The 25,027-nt window shown below is 67.1% G+C and carries 21 protein-coding genes; 8 read left to right on the top strand and 13 right to left on the bottom strand.

The window, feature by feature from the left end:
* Positions 1-184 precede the first annotated feature (184 nt).
* The 3 genes from EV647_RS08910 to EV647_RS08900 all read right to left on the bottom strand — a co-directional run bounded on the left by EV647_RS08910 (position 185) and on the right by EV647_RS08900 (position 2,814).
* Positions 185-1,444 carry an NAD(P)/FAD-dependent oxidoreductase gene (locus EV647_RS08910; protein ID WP_238177107.1) on the bottom strand — a complete coding sequence of 420 codons (1,260 nt, stop codon included), beginning with the start codon at positions 1,442-1,444 and terminating at the stop codon, positions 185-187.
* A 211-nt stretch (positions 1,445-1,655) separates the two neighbouring features.
* Positions 1,656-2,114 carry a carboxymuconolactone decarboxylase family protein gene (locus EV647_RS08905; RefSeq protein ID WP_134000834.1) on the bottom strand — a complete coding sequence of 153 codons (459 nt, stop codon included), beginning with the start codon at positions 2,112-2,114 and terminating at the stop codon, positions 1,656-1,658.
* 61 nt (positions 2,115-2,175) lie between these two features.
* Entirely contained in the window at positions 2,176-2,814 is a 639-nt protein-coding gene (locus EV647_RS08900; RefSeq protein ID WP_134000832.1) for an HD domain-containing protein, read from the bottom strand.
* A 93-nt stretch (positions 2,815-2,907) separates the two neighbouring features.
* Between EV647_RS08900 and EV647_RS08895 the strand changes: the two genes are divergently transcribed.
* The 3 genes from EV647_RS08895 (at position 2,908) to larA (ending at position 7,335) form a co-directional block, all read left to right on the top strand.
* Positions 2,908-3,915 carry a GlxA family transcriptional regulator gene (locus EV647_RS08895; RefSeq protein ID WP_202876080.1) on the top strand — a complete coding sequence of 336 codons (1,008 nt, stop codon included), beginning with the start codon at positions 2,908-2,910 and terminating at the stop codon, positions 3,913-3,915.
* Positions 3,916-4,147: 232 nt separating this feature from the next.
* Positions 4,148-6,055 (top strand): beta-L-arabinofuranosidase domain-containing protein, encoded by a 1,908-nt coding sequence (locus EV647_RS08890; protein WP_134000830.1) that lies wholly within the window; start codon positions 4,148-4,150, stop codon positions 6,053-6,055.
* Positions 6,055-7,335 carry a nickel-dependent lactate racemase gene (larA, locus tag EV647_RS08885; protein ID WP_134000828.1) on the top strand — a complete coding sequence of 427 codons (1,281 nt, stop codon included), beginning with the start codon at positions 6,055-6,057 and terminating at the stop codon, positions 7,333-7,335. The genes EV647_RS08890 and larA overlap by 1 nt, the downstream gene beginning before the upstream one ends.
* Positions 7,336-7,875: 540 nt before the next feature.
* On the opposite strand, the gene EV647_RS08880 is transcribed toward larA, so the two are convergent.
* Genes EV647_RS08880 through EV647_RS08860 form a run of 5 tightly spaced genes read right to left on the bottom strand, consistent with a single transcriptional unit; the run spans position 7,876 to position 13,063 of the window.
* A complete protein-coding gene (locus EV647_RS08880) occupies positions 7,876-8,709 on the bottom strand; it encodes a carbohydrate ABC transporter permease (protein WP_238177106.1) in 834 nt (277 codons plus the stop codon).
* Positions 8,706-9,668, bottom strand: coding sequence for a carbohydrate ABC transporter permease (locus EV647_RS08875; protein ID WP_134000824.1), 963 nt, complete (start codon positions 9,666-9,668; stop codon positions 8,706-8,708). Before EV647_RS08875 ends, EV647_RS08880 begins: the two co-directional genes overlap by 4 nt.
* Positions 9,668-11,056: a sugar ABC transporter substrate-binding protein gene (locus tag EV647_RS08870; protein ID WP_134000822.1), complete on the bottom strand. Its 1,389-nt coding sequence runs from the start codon at positions 11,054-11,056 to the stop codon at positions 9,668-9,670. The genes EV647_RS08875 and EV647_RS08870 overlap by 1 nt, the downstream gene beginning before the upstream one ends.
* Before the next feature lie 10 nt (positions 11,057-11,066).
* Positions 11,067-12,053 carry a Gfo/Idh/MocA family protein gene (locus tag EV647_RS08865; RefSeq protein WP_134000820.1) on the bottom strand — a complete coding sequence of 329 codons (987 nt, stop codon included), beginning with the start codon at positions 12,051-12,053 and terminating at the stop codon, positions 11,067-11,069.
* Positions 12,050-13,063, bottom strand: a complete 1,014-nt coding sequence (locus tag EV647_RS08860; RefSeq protein WP_166680251.1) for an alcohol dehydrogenase catalytic domain-containing protein — start codon at positions 13,061-13,063, stop codon at positions 12,050-12,052. Before EV647_RS08860 ends, EV647_RS08865 begins: the two co-directional genes overlap by 4 nt.
* Positions 13,064-13,237: 174 nt before the next feature.
* Between EV647_RS08860 and EV647_RS08855 the strand changes: the two genes are divergently transcribed.
* The gene (locus EV647_RS08855) at positions 13,238-14,251 is read left to right on the top strand and encodes a LacI family DNA-binding transcriptional regulator (protein ID WP_134000816.1); all 1,014 of its coding nucleotides are present in this window, start codon (positions 13,238-13,240) and stop codon (positions 14,249-14,251) included.
* Here the strand turns inward: EV647_RS08855 and EV647_RS08850 are convergent, their stop codons facing one another.
* The gene (locus EV647_RS08850; RefSeq protein ID WP_134000814.1) at positions 14,252-16,123 is read right to left on the bottom strand and encodes a glycoside hydrolase family 127 protein; all 1,872 of its coding nucleotides are present in this window, start codon (positions 16,121-16,123) and stop codon (positions 14,252-14,254) included.
* Between the two features lie 287 nt (positions 16,124-16,410).
* On the opposite strand from EV647_RS08850, the gene EV647_RS08845 reads away from it, so the two are divergent.
* Both EV647_RS08845 and EV647_RS08840 read left to right on the top strand, forming a co-directional pair.
* Positions 16,411-17,004 (top strand): CGNR zinc finger domain-containing protein, encoded by a 594-nt coding sequence (locus tag EV647_RS08845; RefSeq protein WP_134000811.1) that lies wholly within the window; start codon positions 16,411-16,413, stop codon positions 17,002-17,004.
* Positions 17,005-17,015: 11 nt separating this feature from the next.
* Positions 17,016-17,663, top strand: coding sequence for an NAD(P)-dependent oxidoreductase (locus EV647_RS08840; RefSeq protein WP_134000809.1), 648 nt, complete (start codon positions 17,016-17,018; stop codon positions 17,661-17,663).
* Positions 17,664-17,727: 64 nt separating this feature from the next.
* Here EV647_RS08840 and EV647_RS08835 read toward each other — a convergent pair whose 3' ends face one another.
* From EV647_RS08835 to EV647_RS08820, 4 genes are all read right to left on the bottom strand, one after another.
* Positions 17,728-18,483 (bottom strand): phosphotransferase, encoded by a 756-nt coding sequence (locus tag EV647_RS08835; protein WP_134000808.1) that lies wholly within the window; start codon positions 18,481-18,483, stop codon positions 17,728-17,730.
* 76 nt (positions 18,484-18,559) lie between these two features.
* Positions 18,560-19,093: a GH32 C-terminal domain-containing protein gene (locus tag EV647_RS08830; RefSeq protein WP_134000806.1), complete on the bottom strand. Its 534-nt coding sequence runs from the start codon at positions 19,091-19,093 to the stop codon at positions 18,560-18,562.
* A 188-nt stretch (positions 19,094-19,281) separates the two neighbouring features.
* Positions 19,282-21,900, bottom strand: a complete 2,619-nt coding sequence (locus EV647_RS08825; RefSeq protein WP_134000804.1) for a right-handed parallel beta-helix repeat-containing protein — start codon at positions 21,898-21,900, stop codon at positions 19,282-19,284.
* A gap of 126 nt (positions 21,901-22,026) precedes the next feature.
* Positions 22,027-23,046, bottom strand: a complete 1,020-nt coding sequence (locus tag EV647_RS08820) for an aldo/keto reductase (RefSeq protein WP_134000802.1) — start codon at positions 23,044-23,046, stop codon at positions 22,027-22,029.
* 118 nt (positions 23,047-23,164) lie between these two features.
* Between EV647_RS08820 and EV647_RS08815 the strand changes: the two genes are divergently transcribed.
* Both EV647_RS08815 and EV647_RS08810 read left to right on the top strand, forming a co-directional pair.
* Complete coding sequence (locus EV647_RS08815) at positions 23,165-24,184, top strand: zinc-binding dehydrogenase (RefSeq protein WP_134001889.1); 1,020 nt, start codon at positions 23,165-23,167, stop codon at positions 24,182-24,184.
* On the top strand, positions 24,181-24,942 hold the full coding sequence (locus EV647_RS08810; protein WP_134000800.1) for an SDR family oxidoreductase: 762 nt from the start codon (positions 24,181-24,183) through the stop codon (positions 24,940-24,942). The genes EV647_RS08815 and EV647_RS08810 overlap by 4 nt, the downstream gene beginning before the upstream one ends.
* Positions 24,943-25,027 lie beyond the last annotated feature (85 nt).

Here is a 25,027-nt window from a genome sequence, read left to right as displayed (position 1 = left end):
TGCGCTATAGATTGGAAATGTGGCGAGGAGTTCAACTCCTTGCTAGTTAAGGAACCCGCGCCAGGTCACGGGACCATCAGTTGCCGTCAGCATCTACCTCGTCGTCGAATGAAGGCTGGGTGACTGAACTCTTCAGCGCGCCGATCGGCGTATTGCCACACCGTGCTGGACCGATCCCGGACCGTCAGCTGGGGGCGGTGCAGTCGAGGCGTACCTGGTCGGCGCCGATCAGGCCGAACTGCACCGCTTGCGGCGGCATGACGGTGTTGATCGCCCAGTCTGTCGCGGTCCGGGTGCGGTTCCCCGGCAGCGAGAGCAGGTGGTATCCGCGCGTGACCGCTTTGGCGGGGAGCCCGGACAGCGGGACCCCGAGCGGGTTGGCGGCCGACTGCCATCCGCCGAGATCGACCAGGAAGCCGAGATCGTGGTGCTTGTACGGCTCGAGGTCGGCGCCTGCCAGCGAGGCGGCGACGTTGCGGGCGACCAGCTTGCCCTGGCGCTGGGCGTGCTGCGCGGTCATCCCGGTGACCGACCCGGGCCGGGTGACGTCGGGGACGGCGGCGCAGTCCCCGACGGCGAACACGTGCGAGCGGCCCTCTACGACGAGCGTCTCGTGAACCCGGAGCCGGCCGCGATCGATGGGCAGTGAGAGCCCGTCGACCAACGGGTCCGGCCGTACCCCGACACACCAGATGAGCGATCGGGTGGGGATCTCCTCGCCCTTGGTCATCCGCAGGCAGTCCGGCGCGGCGTACTCGACGGACTCGCCGGTGCGGACGTCGACGCCGCGCTTGCGTAGTACGCGCTCGGCGGTTGCTGACATCCGCGGGTGGAGTCCCGGCAGGAGTCGGTCCGCGAGGTCGGCCAGCACCCAGCGCACCCGCTGGTTGCGCAGTGCGGGTAGTTGCTTGAGCAGCCGGCGGGTGAACAGCTGGCCTTGGGCGGCGACCTCGGTGCCGGTGTATCCGGCTCCGACCACGACGAAAGTGCATCGCGCGTCGCGTTCGTCACGGTCGTTGGTCGCCGCCGCGAGTTCCAGCTGACGGGTGATGTGGTCGCGCAGGAACAGCGCCTCGGAGATGCTCCGGAAACCGTGTGCGTACTCGGCGACGCCGGGAATCGGCAGCAGCTTGTTCACGCTGCCCGACGCCAGCACCAGCCGGTCGAACTCCGCCGTACTGCGTCGCCCTTCGGGGTCGACCCATTCGACGCCGTGGCCGTTGATGTCGATTGCCGTGACCATGCCGAGTTTGAGCTTCACCTTCGGTAGCCGCTCCGGCAGCGACACGCAGATCCGCCGCGGTTCCAGCACCCCGGCCGCGACCTCAGGCAGCAACGGCAGGTACAGGAAGTAGTCGGTCGGATTGATCAGCACGATCTCGGCCTCAGGCGCGACCCGCTGCAACCCTCGCGCCGCGTGATACCCCGCAAACCCCGCACCCACGATTACCACCCGCGCACTGCTCATCAGCTGTCAGGGCCACCAACCGGTGATCCCCTCCTCCTCTCGTCCACTCACGAACGACCACACACCAGCCAAGCATGGCTGATGACTTGGCGACGACCCTTACGGTCTACTTTCGGTGGTTCCGGTGAGGCCATCGCGAAGGCGACCAGCCTGCTGGCGCCTGGCGACGGCCGCGATGCCCTCGCGGTCAGCCGGCGACAGGGTACCGACTGGTGATGGCGACGCGGTTGAAGGCGTTGATCACTGTGACCAGCCAGGCGACGGCCGAGATCTGGACCGGGGTGAGGGCGGCCGCGGCGGCGTCGTAGTCGGCGTCGCTGACGTGCCCGTCCGACACGAGGGTGATCGCTTCGGTCAGGCGCAGGGCGGCGCGGTCGGTCTCGGAGAAGTAGCCGGTCTCCTCCCAGGCGGGCAGCACGGCGATCCGGTCGGGATTTTCGCCCTTCTTCCGGGCATCACCGGTGTGCATGCGCAGGCAGAACGCGCAGCCGTTGATCTGGGAAGCGCGGATCCTCACCAGCTCGACCAGGAGCGGGTCGAGGCCGGCCGCGGCGGCGTTGTTCTCCGCCTCCACGGACAATGCGATGAGGGCTTTGTAGGCGGTCGGGTGCTGCTTGTCGATGCTGACCCGCTGCGTGTTCGTCACGATTCCTCCGATTGTTTGGGTGGCCCTACGGCCGGTGGGTTTGAGGTAGGCGCCTGGCGGGTCAGGTCGGCCAGGGGGCTGACCGGACGCGGTCGACCACGCTGAGCCGACGGAAGCCCGGTACGAATTCCGCCAGTACGTCGGCGTTCATCGTGCCGAAGGTGGTGTCCGGCCGGTCCTTCAGCGCGTCGACGAACGTCTGCAGGAACTCCTGCTTGAAATCCCCGCGCGGATCGGCCGCCGTCACCGCCGCCACGTCCGCCGGTTCCAGCTGGTCGAGACCAAAGCCGATCGCGTCGGTCATCACGCCGTACGTCGTGACAGCGATCTCCGGCCCCATCCGGCTGGGCACCTCCGGCGTCGTGTGCAGCGCGATGGCCGTCCACACCACATCCGCCGCGCCCTTGCTGAATCCGCGCTCCAGCAGGAACCGGCGGGCGTGGTCCGCGCCGTCCAGCTCGAACCGCTGCTCGGTACCGGAGAACGGCGTGAGCAGGCCGGCGTCGTGAAAGAGGGCGGACAGGTAGACCAGCTCCGGATCCGGCTCCAGCCCCAGCAGCCGGGCGTGCAGCATCCCGAAGACGAACACCCGCCGGGAGTGGTGATAGATGAGCGGGCTGGAGTGCTCGCGGACCCACTGCGCGGCTTCGGCGGCCGCTGGTGTCTCGGGGATGCGCACTGCTGCGATGATCTCGGTCATGGACCTTGCACTTTCCGGTGTCGTTGCGGCGAACGGTTCGCCCGGTCTCCACGGTCACGCACTCCCCGTCTCGCGCGCCGCCTCGGTACGGCCATGAACCACCCGCATCCGGACACGCCTGCCCCACAGGTGTCGTCCGGGCCGCACCAGGTGGCGATCCTCGTGTACGACGGCGTCAAGTTGCTCGATATCGCGGGTCCGGCCGACGTGTTCGCCGAAGCCAATCGGTTGGGCGCCGAGTACCAGGTGGTACTGGTGTCGCCGACTGGTCAGCCCGTCACCTCGTCGATCGGCATCCGCATGGATGTCGACGGCGACACCGGCGCGGCGCCGGCCGCCGACACGTTCCTGGTCGCCGGTGGCGATGTCTACCCCCGAACCGCGATCGACCGCGACGTGGTCGAGGCGGCCCGCACACTGGCTGCACGTGCGGGCCGGGTGGGATCGATCTGCACCGGCGCGTTCGTCCTGGGCGCGGCCGGACTGCTCGACGGCAAGCGGGCCACGACGCACTGGAAGGTGGCACACGAACTCGCCGATCGGCACCCCTCGACGACGGTCGAGCCCGACTCGATCTACGTCCGCGACGGTACGACGTACACGTCGGCGGGCGTGAGTGCCGGCATCGACCTGGCGCTGGCACTCGTCGAGGAGGACCACGGGCCCGAGCTGACCCGGAACGCGGCCCGTCACCTCGTCGTGTACCTGCAGCGCTCGGGCGGTCAGTCGCAGTTCTCCGTCCCTCTGCAGGGCCCGCCGCCGAAGACGCCGGCGCTGCGTACGATCGTCGATCTGGTGACGGCCGATCCGTCCGGCGACTACTCACTCGCCGAACTCGCTCGGCACCTCAACGTGAGCCCGCGGCATCTCACCCGGCTCTTCCACGACGAACTGGCCACCACGCCGACGCGGTACGTGGAGCTGATCCGGTTCGACCTGGCCAAGGCGTTGCTCGACCAGGGCCACACCGCGACACAGGCGGCTGCGCGCGCCGGCTTCCCGAGCTACGAGAGCCTGCGTCGAGTCTTCGCTCGCGAGCTGGCGATCTCGCCGGCCGCGTACCAGCGCCGGTTCAGCACGGCGCGACGCGGCTCGAGCTAGCCGCCGCCGACCAACAGCCGCCGTCGTGTCGCGGAACTTCGCTCGAGACCCGGTGCTTGATCGAGCAGATATTGATCCCATGATTTTCTGGGGTCATGGCGGTCGTGTGGAGAATAGGTCATACTGGACGACGCTGGAGGGGAAGAAAGATCCCATCTATCGCCGATTGCGAGGGAGCCTGCCGTGACGAACTGCCTGGCTGTCGGCCTGCGGATCGAGTGAGATGTCGCGGATGTCTGACGCGGGGTTGCTGCGAACGGTCGTTGGGTCGGGCGGGCAGACGGAGCTGACGGACGGACCGGCGAAGGATCGATGGCGGCTGAACACGCGCTACCTACGGAGTCTCAGCGCCGGCAACCTGCTGCGGCCGTACCGTGTGGAGGCCGGCCTGTGGAGCTACTCCGGGTCGTGGGGTACGACGATCGGCGCCGCGGCCGCCGACGGGCCGGAGGACTGGCACTGGGGCTGGGAGTCGATCACCTGCGAGTTGCGTGGCCACATCCTCGGACATTGGCTGTCCGCAGCGGCCCGGATCGGCCGCCAGGACCCTGAGGTAGCCGCTCGAGCGTCCATGATCGTCGCTGAGCTCGCCGCGTGCCAGCGCGCCAACGGCGGACGATGGGCGGCGTCCATCCCACCGGCGTACTTCGAACGGCTGGTCGCGGGCAAGCCGGTGTGGGCTCCGCAGTACGTCGTCCACAAGACGCTGATGGGATTGCTCGATCAGTACCGGATCGCCGGCAACGAAGAGGCCCTCGGCGTGGTTTCGGCCTTCGCCGGTTGGTTCCACGACTGGACCGGGAAGCTGTCGCGCGAACAGTTGGACGACGTACTCGACCAGGAGACGGGTGGGATGCTCGAGGTGTGGGCGGACCTCCTCGCGTTCACCGGCGACCAGCGCGCCGCCGATCTCGTCGAGCGCTACGACCGTCCGCGGTTCTTCGAGCCGCTGCTCGCCGGTATCGATGTGCTGACCAACAAGCATGCGAACACGCAGATCGCAGAGATCTTGGGCGCCGCGCGGGCGTGGGAGGTCACTGGCGTGCAGCGCTGGCGCGACATCGTCGAGGCCTTCTGGAACGCTGCTGTGGAAACGCGTGGAACCTACTGCACGGGCGGCAGCAGTTGCGGCGAGGTCTGGCAGCCGCCGGGTGAACAGTCCGCACGTCTCCACGCGGTGCAGGAGCATTGCCTTGTCTACAACCTGATGCGACTCGCCGCCGTCTTGTTCCGCTGGACCGGCGATCACCGGTACGCCGACTACTGGGAACGCAACCTGGTCAACGGTATCTGGGCGCAGCAGCACCCGGATACCGGCATGCCGGCGTACTTCCTGCCCTTGGCAGCCGGAAGCCGCAAGCAGTGGGGCCGGCCGACCGAGGACTTCTGGTGCTGCCACGGAACGTTGCTCCAGGCACACGCCTCGATCGACGAGGCCGCGCTGTACGTCGACGGCACCGGGATCTCGATCAGCCAGTACCTGAACTCGGTCACGACCTGGCCCGATCTGTTCGGCGGACGTGTCCAGGTCACCATCTCGGCCGACCCCGAGGAAGGGGTCGTCCTCGGGCAACGACAGACCCTCCACGGTGCCGCCGGAATCCAGGAATTGCTGTCACGACCGCTACCGCCGCGGCGGCCGAACCACCGCGTCTACGTTGTCGACGTTCACTGCCATCGGCCGTCGAGGTTCGAGCTCAGGCTTCGGGTTCCGTCATGGGCCGTCGGGGCACCGATGCTCGAGATCGACGGCAAGCCGGTGCCGGTGACTGTGGACAACAGCTGGATTGTCGCCTCGCAGGTCTGGAGCAGCCAGCACATTCGGCTGACCGTGGGGTCAGAGCTGAGCACAGTGCCATTGGCGGATCAGCCCGATACGGTCGCGGTGCTCGACGGCCCGGTGGTCCTTGCCGGTCTGACGAGCCAAGAGTCCGTCCTGTTCGGCGAACCGGACGAGCCGACGAGTTTCCTCACACCCGACCAGGAACGACACCACAGTTGGTGGCGGACGGGGACCTATCGAACCGTGGGTCAGCCGACAGGCATCCGCTTCGTCCCGCTCGCCGAAATCCGTGACGAGCCGTACACCGTCTACTTCCCCCTGCAGGCCCAAAGAGCTTCTGATCGGGAGATGCCTTGATGACCGACGTGCGACTGGCGTACGGCGACAACGGATTGCGACTGGCAGTAGACCCGGATGTGACGACGGTTGTCGAACCAATGCACAGTGTCGCGGCTGCCGACCAACTGAAGGCCCTTCGCATGGCGCTGCGCGAGCCGGTGGCCGGCCTGCCGTTGCGTGAGCGGGTTCGCCCCGGGCAGTCGGTAGCCATCTCGGCCTGTGACGGTACCCGGCCACAGCCGCGGCAATTGATGATTCCTGCCATCCTCGAGGAGCTGGACGGAATCGTGGCCCTGGACGACGTCGTCGTCCTGGTCGCTACCGGCACCCACCGTGGAAACACCGAGGCTGAACTCCGCCTGATGTTCGGTGACGAGATCGCAGATTCGGTGCGGATCGTGAACCACGACAGCCGGGATTCGTCACAGTTGGTTTGGCGCGGCACGCACGGCAACGACGTACCGGTGTGGCTGAACCGGGAGTGGACCGAGGCGGACGTCAGGATCACCACCGGTTTCGTCGAGCCGCACTTCTTCGCGGGTTTCTCCGGAGGCCCGAAACTGGTGGCGCCCGGCCTCGCCGGCCTGGAGACGGTCCTGGTCCTGCACGACGCATCGAGGATCGGTGACTCGAGGGCGACCTGGGGTGTCACGAAGGGCAACCCGGTTCACGACGACGTCCGAGCCATCGCCGAGGCGACCGGCGTGACGTTCGCGCTGGACGTCGTACTGAACCGGGACAAGGACATCGTCGCGGCGTTCGGCGGTGATCTGCTGCCGATGCACACGGCCGCGGCGTCTTTCGCGCGCCACATCGCGATGCGGCCCGTCGACAGACGGTTCGATGTCGTCGTGACCACGAACTCCGGCTTCCCGCTCGACCAGAACCTGTACCAGGCCGTCAAGGGCATGTCGGCCGCCTATCAAGTCGTCCGGCCGGGCGGAACGATCATCTGTGCGGCCGAGTGCCGTGACGGGTTCCCGGACCACGGCCTGTACCGCAAGACCCTCGAGACGGCTCCTTCGCCGCAGGCGCTGCTGACAGAGATCGCCTCCCGGTCGGTCACCGTTCCCGATCAATGGCAGATACAGATCCAGGCCAAGATCCAGTCGGCGAATCGGGTCGTCATGCACACCGGATACCTGAGTGACGCGGACCTCGCCGCCGTCCAGCTCGAGCAGACGCACGACATCTCGGCAACCGCCGCAGAGGCCCTCGCGGCCGCCGGCCCGGGCGCGACGATGTGCGTCCTCCCGGAAGGACCACAAACCATCCCGTACCTGGCACGAGAGCACTAGCTGCCTCAGGTACGCGCTCCTCGGATCCCGCGGAGTGACCGGGCGGCGGGTTCGGTGGCGGCGGACGTGAGGCCACGAAGGCGAGTCCGAGCAACTGAAGCTCGATCGTCGTTGTTTCGGTCCAGGCCGATCCCCATGCTCAACCCCTTCGCACGGTCTGCGTCGGAGCACCGCCGGAGGCCGGAGTACGGCGCTGGATCCAGCCGGTGTGCGGTGTCGGGGTAGGTCGTCCCGCGCTCGACGACGTTGTCGGCGACGGGCGGCCGCGACCGCATGCGCAGCGCCGCTTTACGACGTCGGACGTGCGGCTCGGAGGGTGCTGTTCGCCACGCACGGCGGATCGTGGCAGGGCTGACGCCGGGCAGCCGAGGGCGCGGGATTGTCGGCTCGCTGAGCAAGACGCCGATCGGCGTCTTGAGGTAGCACGGCGCGACGCGGGGCGAACTAGCCGCCGTCGCCGACGATCAGCACGGTCCTGCCCGGCGCGCGGCCGCCGGGAGTGAGATGAAGGGCCTCGATCATGAGCAAGGCCGACCGGCGTCAGCCTTTGATGCCGGTCAGGGTCACGCCTTCCACGAAGTACCGCTGGAGGACGAAGAAGATCAGGATGATGGGCAGGATGACGACCAGGGAGGCGGCCATCAGGAAGCCCCACTGTGCGGTGTAGGTGGACTGGAATCCGGCCAGGCCGAGGGCGAGGGTGAACTTGTCGTCCGACGTGAGGTAGAGCAGCGGTCCGAGGAAGTCGTTCCAGACGCCGATGAAGGTGAAGATCACCACCACGACGACGACCGGCTTCGACAGCGGCATGACCACGCCCCAGAACACCTTCCACGGATTCGCGCCGTCGATGTACGCCGCCTCGTCGAGTTCGTACGGGATGGTCAGGAAGAACTGGCGGAACAGGAAGATGTTGAACACTCCGCCGCCGGCGCCCGCGAACCAGGCGGGCACGGTGAGCGGGACGAACGTGTCGAGTGCGCCGACGGAACCCCACATCACGAAGGTCGGGATGAGCGTCACGGCGTACGGCAGCATCACTCCGGTCAGCAGCAACCCGAAGATCAGGTTGCGCCCGCGCCAGCGGAGCCGGGAGAAGGCGAACGCCGCCAGCGCGCAGGTCAGCACAGTGCCGGTGACGACCAGCACCTCGATGATCATGGTGTTCAGGAAGTAGCGCGCGAATGGTTGTGAGCCGAGTGCGCCGCTGAAGTTCGACCAGGCGAACGGTTTCGGGATCCATTCCGGTGGCGACACGAAGATCTGGTTGTCGTCCATCAGCGCGCTGCGCACGAGCCAGACGAACGGCATGAGCATCACGAGCGCGCCGGCGCCCAGCAACACCCAGATGCCGGTACGGCGGATCACGCTCATCGGGCTGCTCCCATCTCGTAATACACCCATCGCCTCGCGTTCCGGAACAGCAGCACGGTGATCACGAGCACGATGACGAACAGCACCCAGGCCAGCGCACTGGCGTACCCGATCTCGCTGTCGGTGAAGGCCTTCGTGTAGAGGTAGTAGATGTAGAACTCGGTTGCGTTGTTGGGTCCGCCCTGCGTCATGATGTACGCCTGGTTGAACACCTGGAACGTGCCGATCACCCCGGTCACCAGGTTGTAGAAGATGACCGGTGTCATGAACGGCAACGTCACGTGCCGGAACCGGGCCCAGGTCCCACCGCCGTCGATCGCGACCGCCTCGTACAGTTGCTGTGGCACGCCCTGCAAGCCGGCGAGGAAGATCACCATCGCGTTGCCGAAGCCCCAGACGCTCATCAGGATCAGCGAGGGTACGGCGCTCTTCTCGCCGTAGATCCAGCTCGACTCCGGCAATCCGGCCTGTCTCAGCATGCTGTTCAGCAGTCCGAAGTCAGGGTTGAAGATCCAGATCCACAGCACCGAACTGGCGACTGCCGGCACCAGTGTCGGCAGGTAATAGATCGTCCGCCACAACGACCGGCCGCGGATGCCCTGGTTGACGAGGATCGCGATGACGAAGCCGACCAGGAGAGTCAGCGGCACGACGCCGAGTGTGTAGTAGGTGGTGACGTTCAACGACTTCCAGAACAGGTGGTCGTGGGCCAATCGGTCGTAGTTGCCCAGACCGATGAACCGGGCCGGTCCTCCGATCCGCCAGTCGGTCAGGCTGAAGACCGCGGAGGCGATCATCGGCCCGATCGTGAAGATCAGGAAGCCGAGAATCGCCGGTGCCGCGAGCAACAGTCCCCAGCGGGCCTCGGTTCGTCCGAGCCGCTCCTGGCGGCCCGGACGAACCGGCGATCGGTGCTCCGCCGCCGGCGGCGCCTTGGTAGTCCGGGTTGCCGTGCTCATCAGTTGCCGTCGGTGGGGTAGGTGCCCTTCAGGAGGCCGCCGTTCAACTTAGCGGCAAGGGGCTTGAGGACTTCGGCGGCCGGGGTCTTGCCCTGCTGGATGACCTGGATCGCGGGCGTCAGGACCTTGTCGATCGCCTCGATGTTGCGCAGCTTCTGGTAGAAGTACGGCGCCGAGTTGTTCACCGTGTAGTCGATCGCCGCGGTCTTGTACTCGGGCGGATGCGCGTCGTTCTTGGTCCACACGTCGATGTCCTTCGGGTCGGTGTAGTACCGCTTCTCCAACGGCATCCACAGGCCCGTGCTGAACAGGTCGACCTTCGTCGGGTTGTCGTGGAACAGGTACAGCTCGACCGCTTCCTCCACGTGCTTGGTCGAGGAGAAGATCGCCGTCGCACCGCCGAGCGTGATCGTCATCGGCTTGGCGTACTTCGGCAGTACGCCCATCCCGAACTCGAGCTTGCCCTGCGCCAGGTCCAGCAACGTCCACTGCCCGTCGATGACCATCGCCACGCGGCGGGTCTTCAGCTGCACCGTCGTACTCGGCGCGTTGTTGCCGAGCTGCGCAGGCGTCGGCGCCACGCGGTGCTTGTACATCAGGTCCGCGAGGTTCTGGAACACCTCGATCGCCTCGGGGGTGTCCAGCATGCTCTTGCGCCCGGTCTCGTCGGCGAAGTCGATGCCACGGCTGAGCAGCAGTGGATGCCAGACGATGGGACTCATCGCGGCGGAGACGCCGTACTGCCGGATCCGCTTCGGGTCGAAGCCGTCCTGATCGGGGTGCTTGCCGTTCTGGTCGACGGTGAGTTTGTAGGCGTTCTGGACGAAGGTGTCCCAGCTCCATGCCTTGTCGGCCTCGGCCGGTGGTGTCTCGATACCGGCGTCCTTCAGAGCGGGCTTGCTGTACCAGAGCGCCATGATCTCGTTCGCGCTCTGCGTGCCGTACGTCTTGCCCTTGTCCCACCAGAAGTAGGTACCGGGCAGCCGGTTGGCCAGGTCCGGGTACTTGTCGAAGTAGGGGAACAGGTTGACCAGCTTGCCCTGCTCGGCGAGCCGGTACCCCATCGGCGACTGCATGTAGCACAGGTCCGGCTGGCGATTGCTGGCCACCAGCGCGTTCAGCTTGGTGTCGTAGTCGGCCGGGGTGAAGACGGGCTTGACCGTGACACCGGACTTCTCCTTCTCGAAGTCCTTCAGCATGCCCGCGATCGCCTTCTGCTCGGCCGTCGAGCCCCAGAACATGAACTGCAACTGCTTGGCGTCTCCGCTGCCGCCGGAGCCGGTGTCCCCGAGCGACTTGCCGCTGCAGGCCGACAGTCCGGCGCCCAGGGCGGTCAGCCCGCCGAGCTCGAGCAGCCGGCGACGGCCGATGGATGATGACGGTGCCATGGAATTCTCCTCAGCTGAACTCGTGGACGTCGACACGGGTGCCGCGCTCGAACGAGGCGATCGCGGCCTGCGCGAGCTGCAGCGCCCGGCGGCCCGCGGAGGCGTGCACGGGTGGCGGGTCACCCGCCCGGAGCGCGCTGACAACCCGGTCGACATGACGGTCGAAGGTCGAATGGAAGGAACGCATTTCATCGTTGAAATAACCCGCCTGCCAAACAGCCGCGGTGTCGTCACCGGCCCGGCTCAGGGTGAGCTGCCGGACTGTGTCGTGGATGGTCGCGCGGCCTGTGGTGCCGTTGACCTCGATCAGCTGGCTGTCGGGATAGGCGTACGACGAGTCGTAGGTCCCGAGAATGGTGCCCACGGCCCCTGACTCGAAGGCGAGCGCGAGGGCGACCGTGCTGTACGCGCCGTAGGTCTTGTTCGTCATCTGCGCGGCGACCGAGGTGATCGGGCCGCCCAGGTGCTCGAGCATGTCGAAGCCGTGGCACTGGGTCTCGATGATGTTCGCATGCGGGGAGTTGCCGTAGTTCGCCTCACCGCCGAAGCGCCAGGTGAGGAAGAGCAGGTCACCGAGCACGCCGTCCTGGATCGCCTGCCGGGCGCGCAGCACGGGCTCGGCGTACCGGTGATTGAAGTTGATGCCGAAGAAGACGCCGCGGTCCTCGGCCCGGCGCAGCAGGTCGTCGGCCTCGGCCAGGTCGAAGACGAGCGGCTTCTCGACCAGCAGGTCGACTCCGGCGTCGATCAGCGTGCGGGTCGGTTCGAAATGTCCTTCGTTCGGGAGGCAGACGGTGACCAGGTCCGGACTCGTCTCCTTCACCATGGTCAGCAGATCCGTGTACGGCGCGGTGCCGAACTCGGCGGCCCGCCGCGCGGCGGACTCCGGCGTCCGGGCGGCGATCGCGATCAGGTCGCAGTCCGGCCGTCCGGCGAAGATCCGGGCGTGCTCGCGGCCCCATCCGCCGGCGCCGACTATCGCGACTCGTAGCGTCATGCGCCGGCCTCCTGCGTGACGACAACCTTGCCGGTCTCGCCGGAGAAGAACAGCCGGAACGCCTCGTCGAGATCGCCGACCGGCATCCGGTGCGTGATGACCTTGCCGATGTAGTCCTGGTGACGTTCGAGGAGCTCGAGGTTCTCCGGGAGTTCGTCGTACCGGAAGTACTCGCTGCCGACGATCGCGCGTTCGGGGGCGATCAGATCACGCGACACGTCGATGGACAGGCCTTCGCCGTGGCCGACGCAGATCAGCCCGCCGCGTTTGCCGCTGGCCTTCAGCGCGAGTTCACGGGCGGCCTGTTTCCCGGACGAGTCGAAGCTCATGTCGGGGGAGGCGTCGAGGATGGCCTCGTTGTCGCCGGCATCGAACGTCACGCCGCCGAGGCTCTCGGCGAACCTGCGTCGCCAGGCGCTGACGTCGGACAGGTAAACCGGGAAGTCCGGGCCGAAGCGGACCTTGGCCATCACGAGGAGGCCCAGCCCGATCGGGCCGGCGCCCGCGACGAAGATGCTCTCGATGTCCGGGCGGATCGCCCGGGCCCGGGTGAGGGCGTGCGAGCTCGTGCCCATGACGTCCAGCAGCATCGTCGCAGTGCCGAGGTCGAGGTTGTTGCCAACGGCAAAGAAATTCGTCTCGTGCACCACGGCGTACGGGCCGTAGCCGCCGTCGGTGTTCTGGCCGACGTCACCGCGCTTGGCGAAACACTGATTGGTCGCACCGGCCCGGCAGCTGCGGCAATCCCCGCAGTAGTCCATCAGGTAGACGACACCAGGGCTGCCGGTCTCGGTCGTCGTACCGGGACCGGCGTCGACGACGATGCCGGCCGCCTCGTGCCCCGGGACGATCGGGCTGCCGTCGTAGTACTCGTGCCTGTCCGTCCCGCAGATGGCGTTGGCGGCGATTCGGAGCCGGAGTTCGCCGGGGCCCGGCTCGCGGTACTCGTGATCGGCCCATTCGATCAGGGCGCCTCCCCGGAAGCGGGGAACGACAGCGGAAACGGGCACACCGGACTCCTTCACTCGACAGTGTGAGAGGCCACCGAAACATCACGGCAACATGTTTCCCGACTGTATGGGCGTGGGACTTCCTGGTCAAGAGCCGACCGCAGGCCTGCCACGGAAATCAGGTCAGCGGTCGGGTATGGTTGTTTCCGGAAACAGCGATCAGGGAGGGAATGCTTGAGTCAGGAGCGTCGATCGACGGTGCGGGATGTCGCGGCACGGGCAGGGGTATCGCCCGGCACCGTGTCGAAGGCGCTGAACGGTACCGGTCAGATCAGCGACGCCACCCGGGAGCGGATCCGGGCCGCCGCGGAGGAGATCGACTTCCGGCCGAACGCCCTGGCCCGAAGCGTGTTCGAGCGGCGCAGCTACACGGTCGGCATGATCACGACGGACAGCTTCGAGCGATTCAGCGTGCCGGTCATGCTCGGCGCCGAGGACGCGCTCGGGGCCGGCCAGATCTCGGTGTTCCTGTGCGACGGCCGTGGCGACCCGATCCGGGAGCAGCACTACGTGGATGTGTTGCTCGGCCGCCGTGTCGACGGCTTCATCGTGACCGGCCGTAGCTCGAACCGCCGGCCGCGGCTGATGGGCGCCGGTGACGTACCTGTCGTCTACGCACTGACACCGTCGGAGAACGAGTCGGACTGTTCCGTCGTGGTCGACGACGTCGCGTCGGGACGGATCGCGGCCGAGCACCTGCTACGGATCGGCCGCACGCGGATCGCCCACGTCACGGGACCTCAGCACTTCGACGCCGCCCGATGCAGGCACGAGGGTTTCGTCTCCGCACTGGCCGAGGCCGGCAAGGAGCTGACCGGATCGGTGATGTACGGCGGCTGGACCGAGGCGTGGGGGCGGCAGGCGACGCACATCCTGTTCCGCGCGCACCCGGACATCGACGCGATCCACTACGGCAGCGACCTGCTCGCCCGCGGTGGCGCGGACGCCCTGCGCGAACTCGGCCGGCGGATCCCCGAGGACGTCGCGATCGTCGGCACGGACAACTGGGAGATCATCGCCGAGGGTGCCCGTCCGCCGCTCACCTCGGTTGACCTCCGGCTGGCCGACGTGGGCCGGGTGGCCGCCCAGCGGTTGCTCGACGCAATCGAAGGGCGGCCGCACTCGGGCACGGAGATCGTGCCCTGCCAGCTGGTGGTGCGGGCGTCGACCGACGGGAACGCCGGCTGATCAGGCGAGGGGCAACCAGACCTTCATCGGGCCGATGTCACGGTTCGCCCACCGGTAGTAGGGCAGTGCGGTGATCTGTACGGCGTCGCCGAGCTCGGCGGGCTGATCGTCGTACAAGGCTGTCGATGCCTTCTGGCTCGCGCCTGTCCCGGCGATCAGCGGCGGTCCGTCCGTGGACGGGAGCTCGGTCAGGACAGTGCTGGTCAGCACGAGGTCGTCGACGACGACGCCGTCGGGCTGGTCGGCGTGTTCGACGGCGTACAGCAGCGGGCCGCGGCAGATCGCCACCGAGCCGCGGATTCCCTCGACGCGCGGATGGCCGTGCACCAGGCGGGGCGTCATCGGCAGGTCGAGGACCAGGCGGTCTCCGGGCTCCCAGGCCCTGTTGAAGCTGATGTAGCTGCCCGCGAGAGCGGCGTGTCTCTCGCCGTTGACCGTGATTTCCGCGCCGTGCGCCCAGCCGGGAACCCGCAGCGAGATCGCCTTGGCCTCCGTGGACGCCTGGTCGACCGCGACCGAGACCCGGCCGTTGAACGGGTAGTCGGTGACCACGGTCAACCGTAGGCCGGCGCCTTCGATCGAGCCCGCACCGTACTGGTGAATCTGCAGTCCACGTTCGGTTTCCGTTGCGACGTAGTGCTGGAGCGACGCGAACGTACGCATCAGGTTCGTCGGGCAGCAACTCGTCCCGAACCACGCCTGCCGGCCGTTGCTCGGAGCGCGGCTGTCGGCGTCCTCCGCGCCGGCGCGGACCTGAAGGGCGTTGACGTAGAAGTACTTCGATCGGTCGAGTGAGACGCCTGGCAGTACGGCGTTGTAGAGCTGCCACTCGATCAGATCGGCGTACTGCGCCTTGCCCGTTGCCAGTAGCAACCGCCAGGTCCACTGGATGCTCGCGATCGCGGCGCACGTCTCGCCGTACGCGACGTCGGACGGCAGTTCGTACGGGTTGCCGAACGCCTCGCCGTCCCACCGGCTGCCGAGGCCTCCGTTCACGTACATCTTGGTCTGCACCATGTTGGTCCACTGCGTCTCGAGTGCCTCGAGCAACTCGGTGTCCCCGGTCTCGATTGCCACGTCCGTCGCGCCGCCGGCCAGGTAGACCGCTCGTACGGCGTGCCCTTCCGGAGCCGTGGTCTTGCGAACGGGCACTCGGTCGGACAGGTAAGCGGCACGCTGCACGTTGCCGGGCGCAAGGAGTTGACGACCGTGGGCGTCGACGAAGTACTTCGCCTGGTCGAGATACCGCTGTTCACCGGTGGATCGGTAGAGCTCGACCAGCGCGTACTCGGCGAGCGGGTGCCCGCAGAAACCCTCACGCTGGTCCGTCCTGGTGCCGAACTCGCGGTGCAGGTGGTCGGCCGCCCTCTTCGCCACGTCGAGCAGCGTGGTCAGTCCGGTCGCGCGGTACTGAGCGACCGCCGACTGGATCAGCGCGCCCATGTTGAAGATCTCGTGGTCGAAGTCGAGCCGGCCGTACCGTTCGTCCCGCTGACCCGATTGCACGAAGGTGCCGATGTACCCGTCGTCGGCCTGCGCGTCGGCGATCAACTCCGACCGCGTCGCCAGCCAGTCGAGCAGCCGGGGGTCGTCACTGCGCGCCGCCTCCCAGGCAACGGCTTCGAGCCACTTGTATGCCTCACCGTCCTCGTAGTTCGGACCGTGGTACTCCACGCCCGTGAGCCCTTTGGCCACGTTCCGGTAGTTGTCCCACTGGTGCTCTAGATGCTCGGCCCCCAACGGGATCGACACCGCGCCGTTGCTGGCCTGCAGGTCGCCGAGAAAGCTTCCGTCAAGTCGTACGGCGCGCAGTCCGAGCGGCAGTAATGCCGTCCCAGCCACCGGCGCTACCGGTCCGAAGTCTTTGGTCATGAACACCCATGCTGGCAAATCCGGGATCCTTGGGCAACATGTTTCCGCAAGTTTCCTAAGTCTCCGTCGTGGCGTTTGGCTGTGACGTCGCGTGGCCCACCCGCTGCTGCCGCTGTGTATGTGCTGAACCGCACGCGTGGTGGCGCGTTCCTTGCCTTGGGGTTCAACACCGCTCGTCAATGCGTGACGAGGTCCCCGCGGCAGGACGCGGTCGCCTTGTCAGTCAGCGCTTGGTGACGGAATGGCTGTGCCTTGTTTGGGATGACATAAGCGTATAGGCTTTGGTTATGTCATCGAATACGGCGCGGTTCGGGCTGGTGTTGGCGCCGGGTGGGTTGCGGCTGGCGCAGGAGTTGGTGAACACGGCGCTCGACGAGTTGCAGGGAACCGAGGACCAGCTTGCTGATCCGGCCGCCGCGAACAACTGGTTGCGGGATGCGCTGACTCGGTGGGCGGATGCAACCGGCAAACCGGTGCCGGACCTGTGGCTGAGCGAGGCCGACCTCCCGCCGCTCAGACGTCTGCGTGAACAACTGCGGCAGGCGACTCGAGCACAGGCAGAGCATGTCCACCCGCCGGCTACCGCGCCTGCGGAGTTGGTGCCGGTCGACATCCGGCTGCAGCTCGAACCGGACGGGCATGTCGGCTACCGACCCGTGGAGCGCGGCTGGGAGGGTGTGGCCGCGCTGGTGTCCATGGAGTTGTTGCTTGCCCACAGCAACGGAACGCTGCCGCGGTTGAAGTCCTGCGCGGGAACGCGCTGCGGCGTCAGCTTCTACGACGAGTCACGCAACCAGGCACGTGTCTGGCACGACTCCAAGGTGTGCGGCAACGCCCCGAACCTCCGGGCGTCCCGCACCCGGCGCAAAAACCAACAATGAGGAGTACCCCTATGTCCACAGTCGTCGTCTTCGGCGCGACCGGTTACGCCGGCGGCCAGATCACCGAGGAACTGCTGAACCGCGGTCACAGCGTCGTCGGCGTGGCCCGCGACGTCAGCAAACTACCCGAACATCCACGACTCACGGCCACTGCAGGATCGGCGTACGACGAGGCGTTCGTCCGGGACGTCAGCAAGGGCGCCGACATCATCGTGCTCGCGATTCCCTCGATCCCGCCAGGAGCCCCGGAGCTGAAGGACGTCGTACCGACCATGCTCCAGGCCGCAGCCGAAACCGGCGCGCGCCTCGGCGTGGTCGGTGGAACCGGTAGCCTCGCTGCCTCGCCGGGCGGTCCGCTGGTGCTGGACCTGCCCGAGTGGCCGGCCGAGTACCTCGGTGAAGCACAAGCTCACGCTCGGGCCCTCGACGTACTGCGTAGCACCACGGTGGACGCCGACTGGTTCTACCTGAGCCCGCCGATGCTGTACGGATCGTTCAACCCGGGCACCCGCACCGGCAAGTTCCGAATCGGCGACGACATCCTGCTGCGCGACGAGAACGGCGTCTCCCAGATCTCCGGCCCGGACTACGCGATCGCCTTCGCCGACGAACTCGAGACGCCCAAACACCACCGCACCCGCTTCACCGTCGCTTACTGAACCAGCAGACGCCGCAGGCCTTCCGTCGCGACGGAAGGCCTGCGGATCACCCAGGGAGCGAGGATCAGCGGAGGTCGACTAGTTGGTTGAGAGCGACTGTCAGGTCGTGGTCTCGGCCGGCCGCCAGCATCCGTTGGTAGGTGGGGTCGCTGGAGGCGGCTTGTGTCATCAGGGTCAGCTGCAGGGTCAGGCGTTCGGCGATGAGGTCGAGGATGTCGCGGGTGGTGCCTTGCCAGTGGTATTCGCGGAGAAACAGCGAGAGTCGGGCCAGGCGTGAGTCGAAGTCGGTGAAGCCTTCGGCGGCCACGACGTGTGGAGCATGCAGTGGCGTCCAGGAAAAGGCGACCCAGGCGACGTCCAGCTCGACGCGTACCGGCCCGGCCATGTCCCAGTCGACGAATCCGACCAGGCCGTCGCTGTTCCATACCGCGTTGTACGGCGCTGCGTCGTTGTGCGCGACGATCATGCCTGGCCGCCACGCTTCTCCTTCGCGCCAGCGCGCATCTTGCGGCGGAACGAAGTCGGCAACGGCCGCGTGATAGCGCCGCAGCCATCGTGCAACGTCGGTCAAAGCCGAGGAGCTGTGTGTCCACGACGGCCAGGGCCGCGTGTTCCCGACCGTCTGCCCGGGTAGATAGCTGACCATCTCCCGTCCGTCGGTGTCGACACCCAACGGCCGTGGTGCGCCCGAGAACCCAGCAGCCTCGAGATGACCCAGGAGCGCATGGACCGAGGACGTCCAGGCTCCCGCGGTACGCCGTACGACGCCATCGACCAATGAGGCCCCACCGTCGAAACCACCCTCCAGCCGCTCGTCCATACCGACATCCTGCCAGCCGAAACCGCTCCAAGCGCCTCCCACAGTGCGCGGCGACGATGGCGTCGGCATCCGCGGTTCAGACTTTGAGCTCGCGGATCGTGAGGGCGCGGAAGGTTGCCTCGCCGTCGTTGACGAACAGCCGGATGTGGTCGTCGCCTGGAAGTGGGAAGACGCGATGCGAGTGCACGTGGCGACCTTCGTCGATGAAGTACTCGACGCTCGAGCGGTCGACAAGCGCGCGGATCGCCAGTCGACCGGTCGAGGGGTCGATCTGCGTCTGTGACTCGCCACCTGTCGGGTTGACGGTGGGGCGCCGGTTGACGTAGGCGTACGGCCCGTTGAGGAAGGCGCCGACGGCCACGTGCCGGCCGCCTTGCGGTTCGCGGCGCAGTTCGAATCCGATGTTGGACGGTGCCGACGCGGGGTTCCAGACCAGTTCGCAAGAGAGTTCGTACGCCGTCGCACGCAGATCCGGGTCGCGCACGCCGGATAGCTGTACGTCGCCGATCTGATGCGTGCGGGTGACGTAGTTCCGTAGCGCTGCCGTCGGGGACGAGGCGAGCGCGTACCCCGCGCCCGTCCGCAGCAGCCGGACGTCGTGCGTGATCATGTCTGTGCGGTGACGCACCAGCCGCAGTGGATGGCGATCATGGCCGGCCCGCGTTGCAGCGTCGGCCGCAACCTCGACGACCAGCCGTGGCTGGACCTGAACCAGTAGACGCCGCAGGCCTTCCGTCGTTGCGACGGAAGGCCTGCGGTCATCGGTGGATGAGGTGATCAGTCAATGCGCCCCGGTGTCTAGCCGATGAATGTGACGGAGTCGAACTGGTTGATGGCCGATTGGTTCACGTCGTGCGAGGTGGAGAAGATGCCGGCGTCCTGTTGTGCTGCGGCCGAGGTCAGGGTCACCGGGGCCCCGACCGGAGCGTAGTTCTTACCGTCGTAGGAGTAGGAGGCGCTGAACGACGTACCGGATCGGGTGAGCTTCACCCACACGGGACGGTAGCTGTCGACGCTCGCGCGCGCCTCGCTGTCCAGGTAGCCGTCGCCGTTGGCGTCCCACTCGAACACGACACCGTTGCGGGCGGTGGCCGCGACGACCGCGTAGCCGGCGGAGGCGCCCGCCTTCGTCATGTCGTTGCGGACCATGACTCCGGACTTGGCCCAGGCGTTGGCGTCGTTGACCGAGACGACCCTGGCAGAAACGCTCGCCTGTGATGCGAACGCGCCGGCCTTGTAGATCGAGCCGAACTGGTCGTCGTGCTGACCGCCCCCGCCCCAGACATCGGCACCGGCGGCCGCGATCCCGAAGGCTCCGCCACTCTGACCGAAGTACGAGCTGACAGCCGAGGCTTTGGCCGTGGCGAACCCGGAGGCGACAGCTGCATCGACCGAGCAGCCAGTGAAGCCGAACTGGTTCGCGTTGAGCGAGGTCCGGTACTGCGGTTCGACACCTGCAGCGCAGATCACCTCCCGCGCGCCCGCCGGCCAGTTGGCCCCACTGATCTTCACGTTGTTGATCAGCTTGTTGTTGTGCGCGGCGGCGTTGGGCGTGGAGGCCCCTCCGGAGTTGTACCAGTTGTTCTGGATCACGTTGTCGCTGGTGTTGTTCCGGAGGCTGTAGGCGTTGGTGAAGACGAACGAGCCGCCCTGGACCACGTTGTTCTCGTAGGTCATCGAGCGCGAGCCCTCGTCGAGGTACAGGCCGACCCCCGAGATGTTGAACAGGTAGTTCTTGCTGACCACCGTGCCGGGGCTCGCCGACAGGTTGTAGACCGATCCGCCGTCGGCGAAGCGTGCCTTCGTGTTGTGCACGAGGTTGCCCTCGACGCGGTTGTCCTTGAGCGTGGTCGGTGTCGAGTACAGCGTGTTCCACTTGTAGTAGCCGCGGTCGACGTAGTCGTTCGACCCTCCGGCGTCGTTGATCCCCCAGCCGTAGCCGGTGTCGATGCCGTCGTACGGCACGTTGGAGACCTCGTTGTGGAGGATCCTCGCGTCGGTGACGTAGGTGCTGAGGATGCCGCTGTTGTCCTTGTAGTCCACGGCAACCCGGTTGATCGTGTTGTTCTCGACGAGGATGTCCTGGTTGGTCATCCGCGGGTCGCTGGGGTGGTGCGCGTCGGGCAGTACGCCGCCGACGGCGACGCCGTGGCCGCTGCTCTCCGTGAACCGGTTGCCGACCACGTCGATGTCGCTCGCGCCGAGCCCGACTCCGGTGGTGGTGGCGTTCGCGTCGTTCCCGATCCCGAGTGCCGACTGTCCGAGGTTGGTGAACGTGTTTCCGGTGAACGAGATGCGGCCCGCGGCCGACACCTGGACCGCGGCCGGTTCCTGGTACCACGTGGTGCGCGCCCGCTCGAACATCTCACAGCCGCGCGAGCAACGGGCGAAGGCGTCGGCGGGGCGGTAGTCGTAGGAACCCTTGATGAACAGCCCGTTCTGCTGGTCGGCGTACCCGTCTGTCGAGGGGCCGAGCCACGACGTACCGGAGAACTGGATGCCCTCGAAGGTGAGTCCGGTGACCGGCTGGTCGTAGGTCCCGCCAATGCTGATCAGTGACTGCAGCCGGGGGAGTTCGACATCGAGCTGGTTCGGGTCCACGCCGTCGGCCGGCTTGTAGTAGAGCTTTCCGCCGGTCGGATCGATGTACCATTGGCCGACCTGGGTCAGGAAGCTCAGCGAGTTGTCGAGGTACCAGCTCGGCCCGGCCAGGAACGAGTTCTGGACCGTGTCCCAGCCCCAGGTGTTGTTGTCCCAGGCCGGCTGCGCCATCGTGATCTCGCTCGTGCTGATGCTCTTGACCGGAGAGTACCGGTTGGTGAAGTCGCCCAGTGACTCGAACTCGATCCTGCTCTGGTCGGGAAGCGTTGCCAGATAGCTCAGGGCAGGGTTCTTGATGGTGAGACCCGTCGCCGTCGGTGTGACGTCGGCGTTGGCGAGGCGGATGGACGCACGTGGCGCGATCACGCCGTTCACGTACAGCTGACGAGTGTCGAGGCCGCTCGGGGTGTCCGCCACCCAGATCCCGCGCCCCACGTCGGACTGGGACCAGCCGGTGACCTTCGACGCGCCCGTGATGACGGGGTGGGCGCCGGGTGCGGCAGTCCAGCGGATGGTGTGGTCGCCGCCGCCGTCCTCGGGCCCGAACCTGAGCGGCGCGTCGAGACGGTAGTTGCCATCGGCAAGTTGAACGGTCGCGTCGCCGTACTTCGCGGCGGGACGGACCACGTGCTGCGCTCGCTCCAGAGTGCACGGCATCGCCTGGCTGCAGTGTCCGGAGTCCTTGCCGTCGGGCGCTGCGTAGTAGACGGTCGCGGGCGCGGCCTGCGCACTCGACGGGCTGAGCACCGAGGCGATGACGGCGGCGGCGCCGAGCAACGCGAGAACGGCCGATCTGCGCCCCCCGGGCGTGGCCATCGAGCGTCGCGATTCAGACGTCAATGTCGTGTTCGATCGCTTCCTGTTGAGGGGGCGTCGATACCCCGGAACAGAGTTAGCATACGTATGATGTTTGCGACAAGAGCTCGTACGGCGTGAGTATGCCTAGCTCCGCCGGGCGGGGTCCGGGGCGAGACCGCTTGCGTGCAGCTCCTCCCAGAGCGACTCCGGGATGTCTTCCCGGTACCGGCTCACGGTGCTCCGAACGTGCTGCTCGGTCCGCATCCCGGTCACCACCGACACGACCGCGGGATGACGCAGCGGGTACTGGACGGCGGCCGCGGGAAGGCTCACGCCGTGCCGTTCGCAGACCTCGGCCACCCGGACAGCCAGGTCGACGACGGTGCTCGGCGCCTGCGAGTAGTCGTAGTGCGCTGAGGTGTCGACCGTCGCCTTGCTGAGCAGTCCGGAGTTGTAGATCGCCGCGGCGACAACGCCGACGCCTCGCTCATCGGCGATGGGCAGGAGATCGTCGAGAGCCGACTGGTCGAGGAGTGTGAACCGCCCGGCGACCATGACGACATCGACGTCGGTCCGCCTGACGAACTCGGTCAGCATCGCCGCTTGGTTCATGCCGGCGCCGATCGCGCCGACCACGCCTTGGTCCCGAAGCTCGACCAGGGCCGAGATTCCACTGGTGGAGGCCGCCTCCCAATGGTCGTCCGGATCGTGCAGATAGGCGAGATCCAGTCGGTCGGTACCGAGTCGTACGAGCGACTGCTCCACAGAACGGAGGATCCCGTCACGGCTGTAGTCCCAGACCCGTCTCTTCGTCGCCGGTACGACGAACCCGTCGTCGTCGAGTCGATCGGCCGTCTCCGGGCTCTCGACCAGCAGGCGCCCCACCTTCGAGGAGACGAGGACGTCGACGGCGATGTCGTGCAGGGCCTGGCCGAGCCGGTGTTCGGACAGACCCAAGCCGTAGTGGGGTGCCGTGTCGAAGTAGCGGATCCCCTCGTCGAGCGCTGCCTCGACGGCGCGCGCCGATTGCTCGTCGGTGGTTTCCGTGAACAGGTTGCCGAACTGGGAAGCGCCCAGTCCCAGCTCGGTGAGTTGGTGGCCGGTGCGAAGACGTCGCGTCGGCAACGGCTGAGTGGCCGCGCCGGAAGGGTGGTCGTTGTCCATGGCTGTGGACGGTATCGCATTTCAACATACGTATTACGTTTGTATCGGTCCTGGGTTAGGCTGCGCAGGCCCGCCGGCCCTTCCGGCCGCGGTGCCGATCGAGAAGGAAGTGAGAGCGATGTTGGCGGTGAACTATGTGGGTGACCGGACGATGGCGGTCGAGGAGCGCGCACCGGCCGATCTGCGCCGCGGCGAGGTCCGGATCGCGGTGGCCTATGTCGGCATCTGTGGCACCGATCTCCACGTGTTCCACGGTGACATGGACGGCCGCGTCAGCAAGCCGGCGACCATCGGGCACGAGATGTCGGGCACGATCGTCGACCTCGGCCCTGGTGTCGAGGGCTGGTCGATCGGTGACCCGGTGACCGTGATGCCGCTCGTCTGGGACGGCACGTGTCCCGCCTGCCGGGCAGGTAATGAGCACATCTGCCAGCACCTGGACTTCATCGGCATCGACAGTCCCGGGGCTCTCCAGCAGTACTGGAACGTCCCGGCATCGACCCTCGTACGACTGCCCTCCGGAGTCTCGCTGCGTGACGCCGCTCTCGTGGAGCCGGTAGCCGTCGCGGTCCACGACGTACGTCGGTCCGAGATCGAGGCGGGCGACAAGGCTGTCGTCATCGGTGCGGGCCCGATCGGTGTCCTGATCGCGACCGTCGCCGTCGCGTTCGGTGCTGAGGTCGTGATCGCGGAGATCGACCCCGCCCGCAGGGCCACTGCTGCCGAGCTAGGACTCGCAACGCTGGATCCTTCGTCCGTGGATCAGGCCGCCTGGGTGGAGGAGTGGACAGGTGGCGCCGGAGCGGATGTCGTGTTCGAGGTCTCCGGCTCCGCGGCCGCCGTTCAGGGCGCCACCGATCTGGTGAAGGTCCGCGGGACCCTCGTCGTGGTGGCCATCCATGCGCAACCGCGCCCGCTGGACCTTCATCGCGTGTTCTGGAGAGAGCTGCGGATCCTCGGCGCGCGGGTCTACGAGCGACGCGACTTCGAGCGCGCCGCCGAACTCGTTGCCGAAGGCACGATACCGGCGGACAAACTCGTCACCGCCGTCCTGCCGCTGACGGAGGTCCAATCGGCCTTCGGCGTCCTCGAAGCGGGGCAGGCGATGAAGCTGCTCGTGGAGCTGAACGCCTCATGAATCCCTTCGATCTGACCGGCCGCCTCGCTGTGGTGACCGGCGCGAAGCGCGGGATCGGGTTCGCTGTTGCCGAGGCGCTGGCTGCTGCCGGTGCCGACATCGTCGGTGTGTCGGCCACTCTCGACCCGGCGTCGTCGGCGATCGGAGATCGCGTGCGTCAGCTTGGCCGCGACTTTTCGGGACATCGCGTGGACTTCGCCGATCGCACAGCGGTGATCGCGTTTGCCGAAGCGCTCGCCGCGGCGGATCGTCAGGTAGACATCCTGGTCAACAACGCCGGAACCATCCGCCGCGCTCCCGCGGCCGAGCATCCCCTCGACTGGTTCGACGAGGTGCTCGAGGTCGATCTCACGAGCACGTTCGTGCTCAGCCAGATTCTGGGTCGGCGGATGCTGCAGGCCGAGTACGGCCGCATCGTCTTCACAGCCTCACTGCTGTCGTTCCAGGGCGGCATCAATGTCCCGGGCTACGCGGCCGCCAAGTCCGGTACGGCGGGGCTGATCCGCGCCCTGTCCAACGAGTGGGCGGGGCGCTGCGTGACGGTGAACGGCATCGCTCCCGGCTACATCGCGACCGACAACACGCAGGCGCTGCGGGACGACCCTGATCGCTCCCGGGCCATCCTCGAGCGGATCCCGGCGGGGCGATGGGGTACGGCGGAGGACATCGCCGGCGCTGCTGTCTTCTTGGCGTCGGACGCCGCTCGCTACGTCTCCGGGACGATCCTCCCGGTCGACGGCGGTTGGCTCGGCCGGTGACGTGACCACTGTTCTCAGCGTCACGGGTCTACTGGCAAACATCATACGTATGCCCTATAGTCTCGAATCACGACCCACTCCGATT

The organism is Kribbella sp. VKM Ac-2566 (assembly GCF_004366005.1).
In the GTDB taxonomy this organism is placed as follows: Bacteria; Actinomycetota; Actinomycetes; order Propionibacteriales; family Kribbellaceae; genus Kribbella; species Kribbella pratensis.
This window is presented reverse-complemented; position numbering and strand designations above follow the sequence as displayed.

Coding starts and splice junctions, on each gene's coding strand:
- EV647_RS08900 (WP_134000832.1), bottom strand. CDS start 2,814: ATGACCGAGATCATCGCAGCAGTGCGCATCCCCGAGACACCAGCGGCC.
- EV647_RS08895 (WP_202876080.1), top strand. CDS start 2,908: ATGAACCACCCGCATCCGGACACGCCTGCCCCACAGGTGTCGTCCGGG.
- EV647_RS08890 (WP_134000830.1), top strand. CDS start 4,148: ATGTCTGACGCGGGGTTGCTGCGAACGGTCGTTGGGTCGGGCGGGCAG.
- larA (WP_134000828.1), top strand. CDS start 6,055: ATGACCGACGTGCGACTGGCGTACGGCGACAACGGATTGCGACTGGCA.
- EV647_RS08880 (WP_238177106.1), bottom strand. CDS start 8,709: ATGAGCGTGATCCGCCGTACCGGCATCTGGGTGTTGCTGGGCGCCGGC.
- EV647_RS08875 (WP_134000824.1), bottom strand. CDS start 9,668: ATGAGCACGGCAACCCGGACTACCAAGGCGCCGCCGGCGGCGGAGCAC.
- EV647_RS08870 (WP_134000822.1), bottom strand. CDS start 11,056: ATGGCACCGTCATCATCCATCGGCCGTCGCCGGCTGCTCGAGCTCGGC.
- EV647_RS08865 (WP_134000820.1), bottom strand. CDS start 12,053: ATGACGCTACGAGTCGCGATAGTCGGCGCCGGCGGATGGGGCCGCGAG.
- EV647_RS08850 (WP_134000814.1), bottom strand. CDS start 16,123: ATGACCAAAGACTTCGGACCGGTAGCGCCGGTGGCTGGGACGGCATTA.
- EV647_RS08845 (WP_134000811.1), top strand. CDS start 16,411: ATGTCATCGAATACGGCGCGGTTCGGGCTGGTGTTGGCGCCGGGTGGG.
- EV647_RS08840 (WP_134000809.1), top strand. CDS start 17,016: ATGTCCACAGTCGTCGTCTTCGGCGCGACCGGTTACGCCGGCGGCCAG.
- EV647_RS08835 (WP_134000808.1), bottom strand. CDS start 18,483: ATGGACGAGCGGCTGGAGGGTGGTTTCGACGGTGGGGCCTCATTGGTC.
- EV647_RS08830 (WP_134000806.1), bottom strand. CDS start 19,093: ATGATCACGCACGACGTCCGGCTGCTGCGGACGGGCGCGGGGTACGCG.
- EV647_RS08825 (WP_134000804.1), bottom strand. CDS start 21,900: ATGGCCACGCCCGGGGGGCGCAGATCGGCCGTTCTCGCGTTGCTCGGC.
- EV647_RS08820 (WP_134000802.1), bottom strand. CDS start 23,046: ATGGACAACGACCACCCTTCCGGCGCGGCCACTCAGCCGTTGCCGACG.
- EV647_RS08815 (WP_134001889.1), top strand. CDS start 23,165: ATGTTGGCGGTGAACTATGTGGGTGACCGGACGATGGCGGTCGAGGAG.
- EV647_RS08810 (WP_134000800.1), top strand. CDS start 24,181: ATGAATCCCTTCGATCTGACCGGCCGCCTCGCTGTGGTGACCGGCGCG.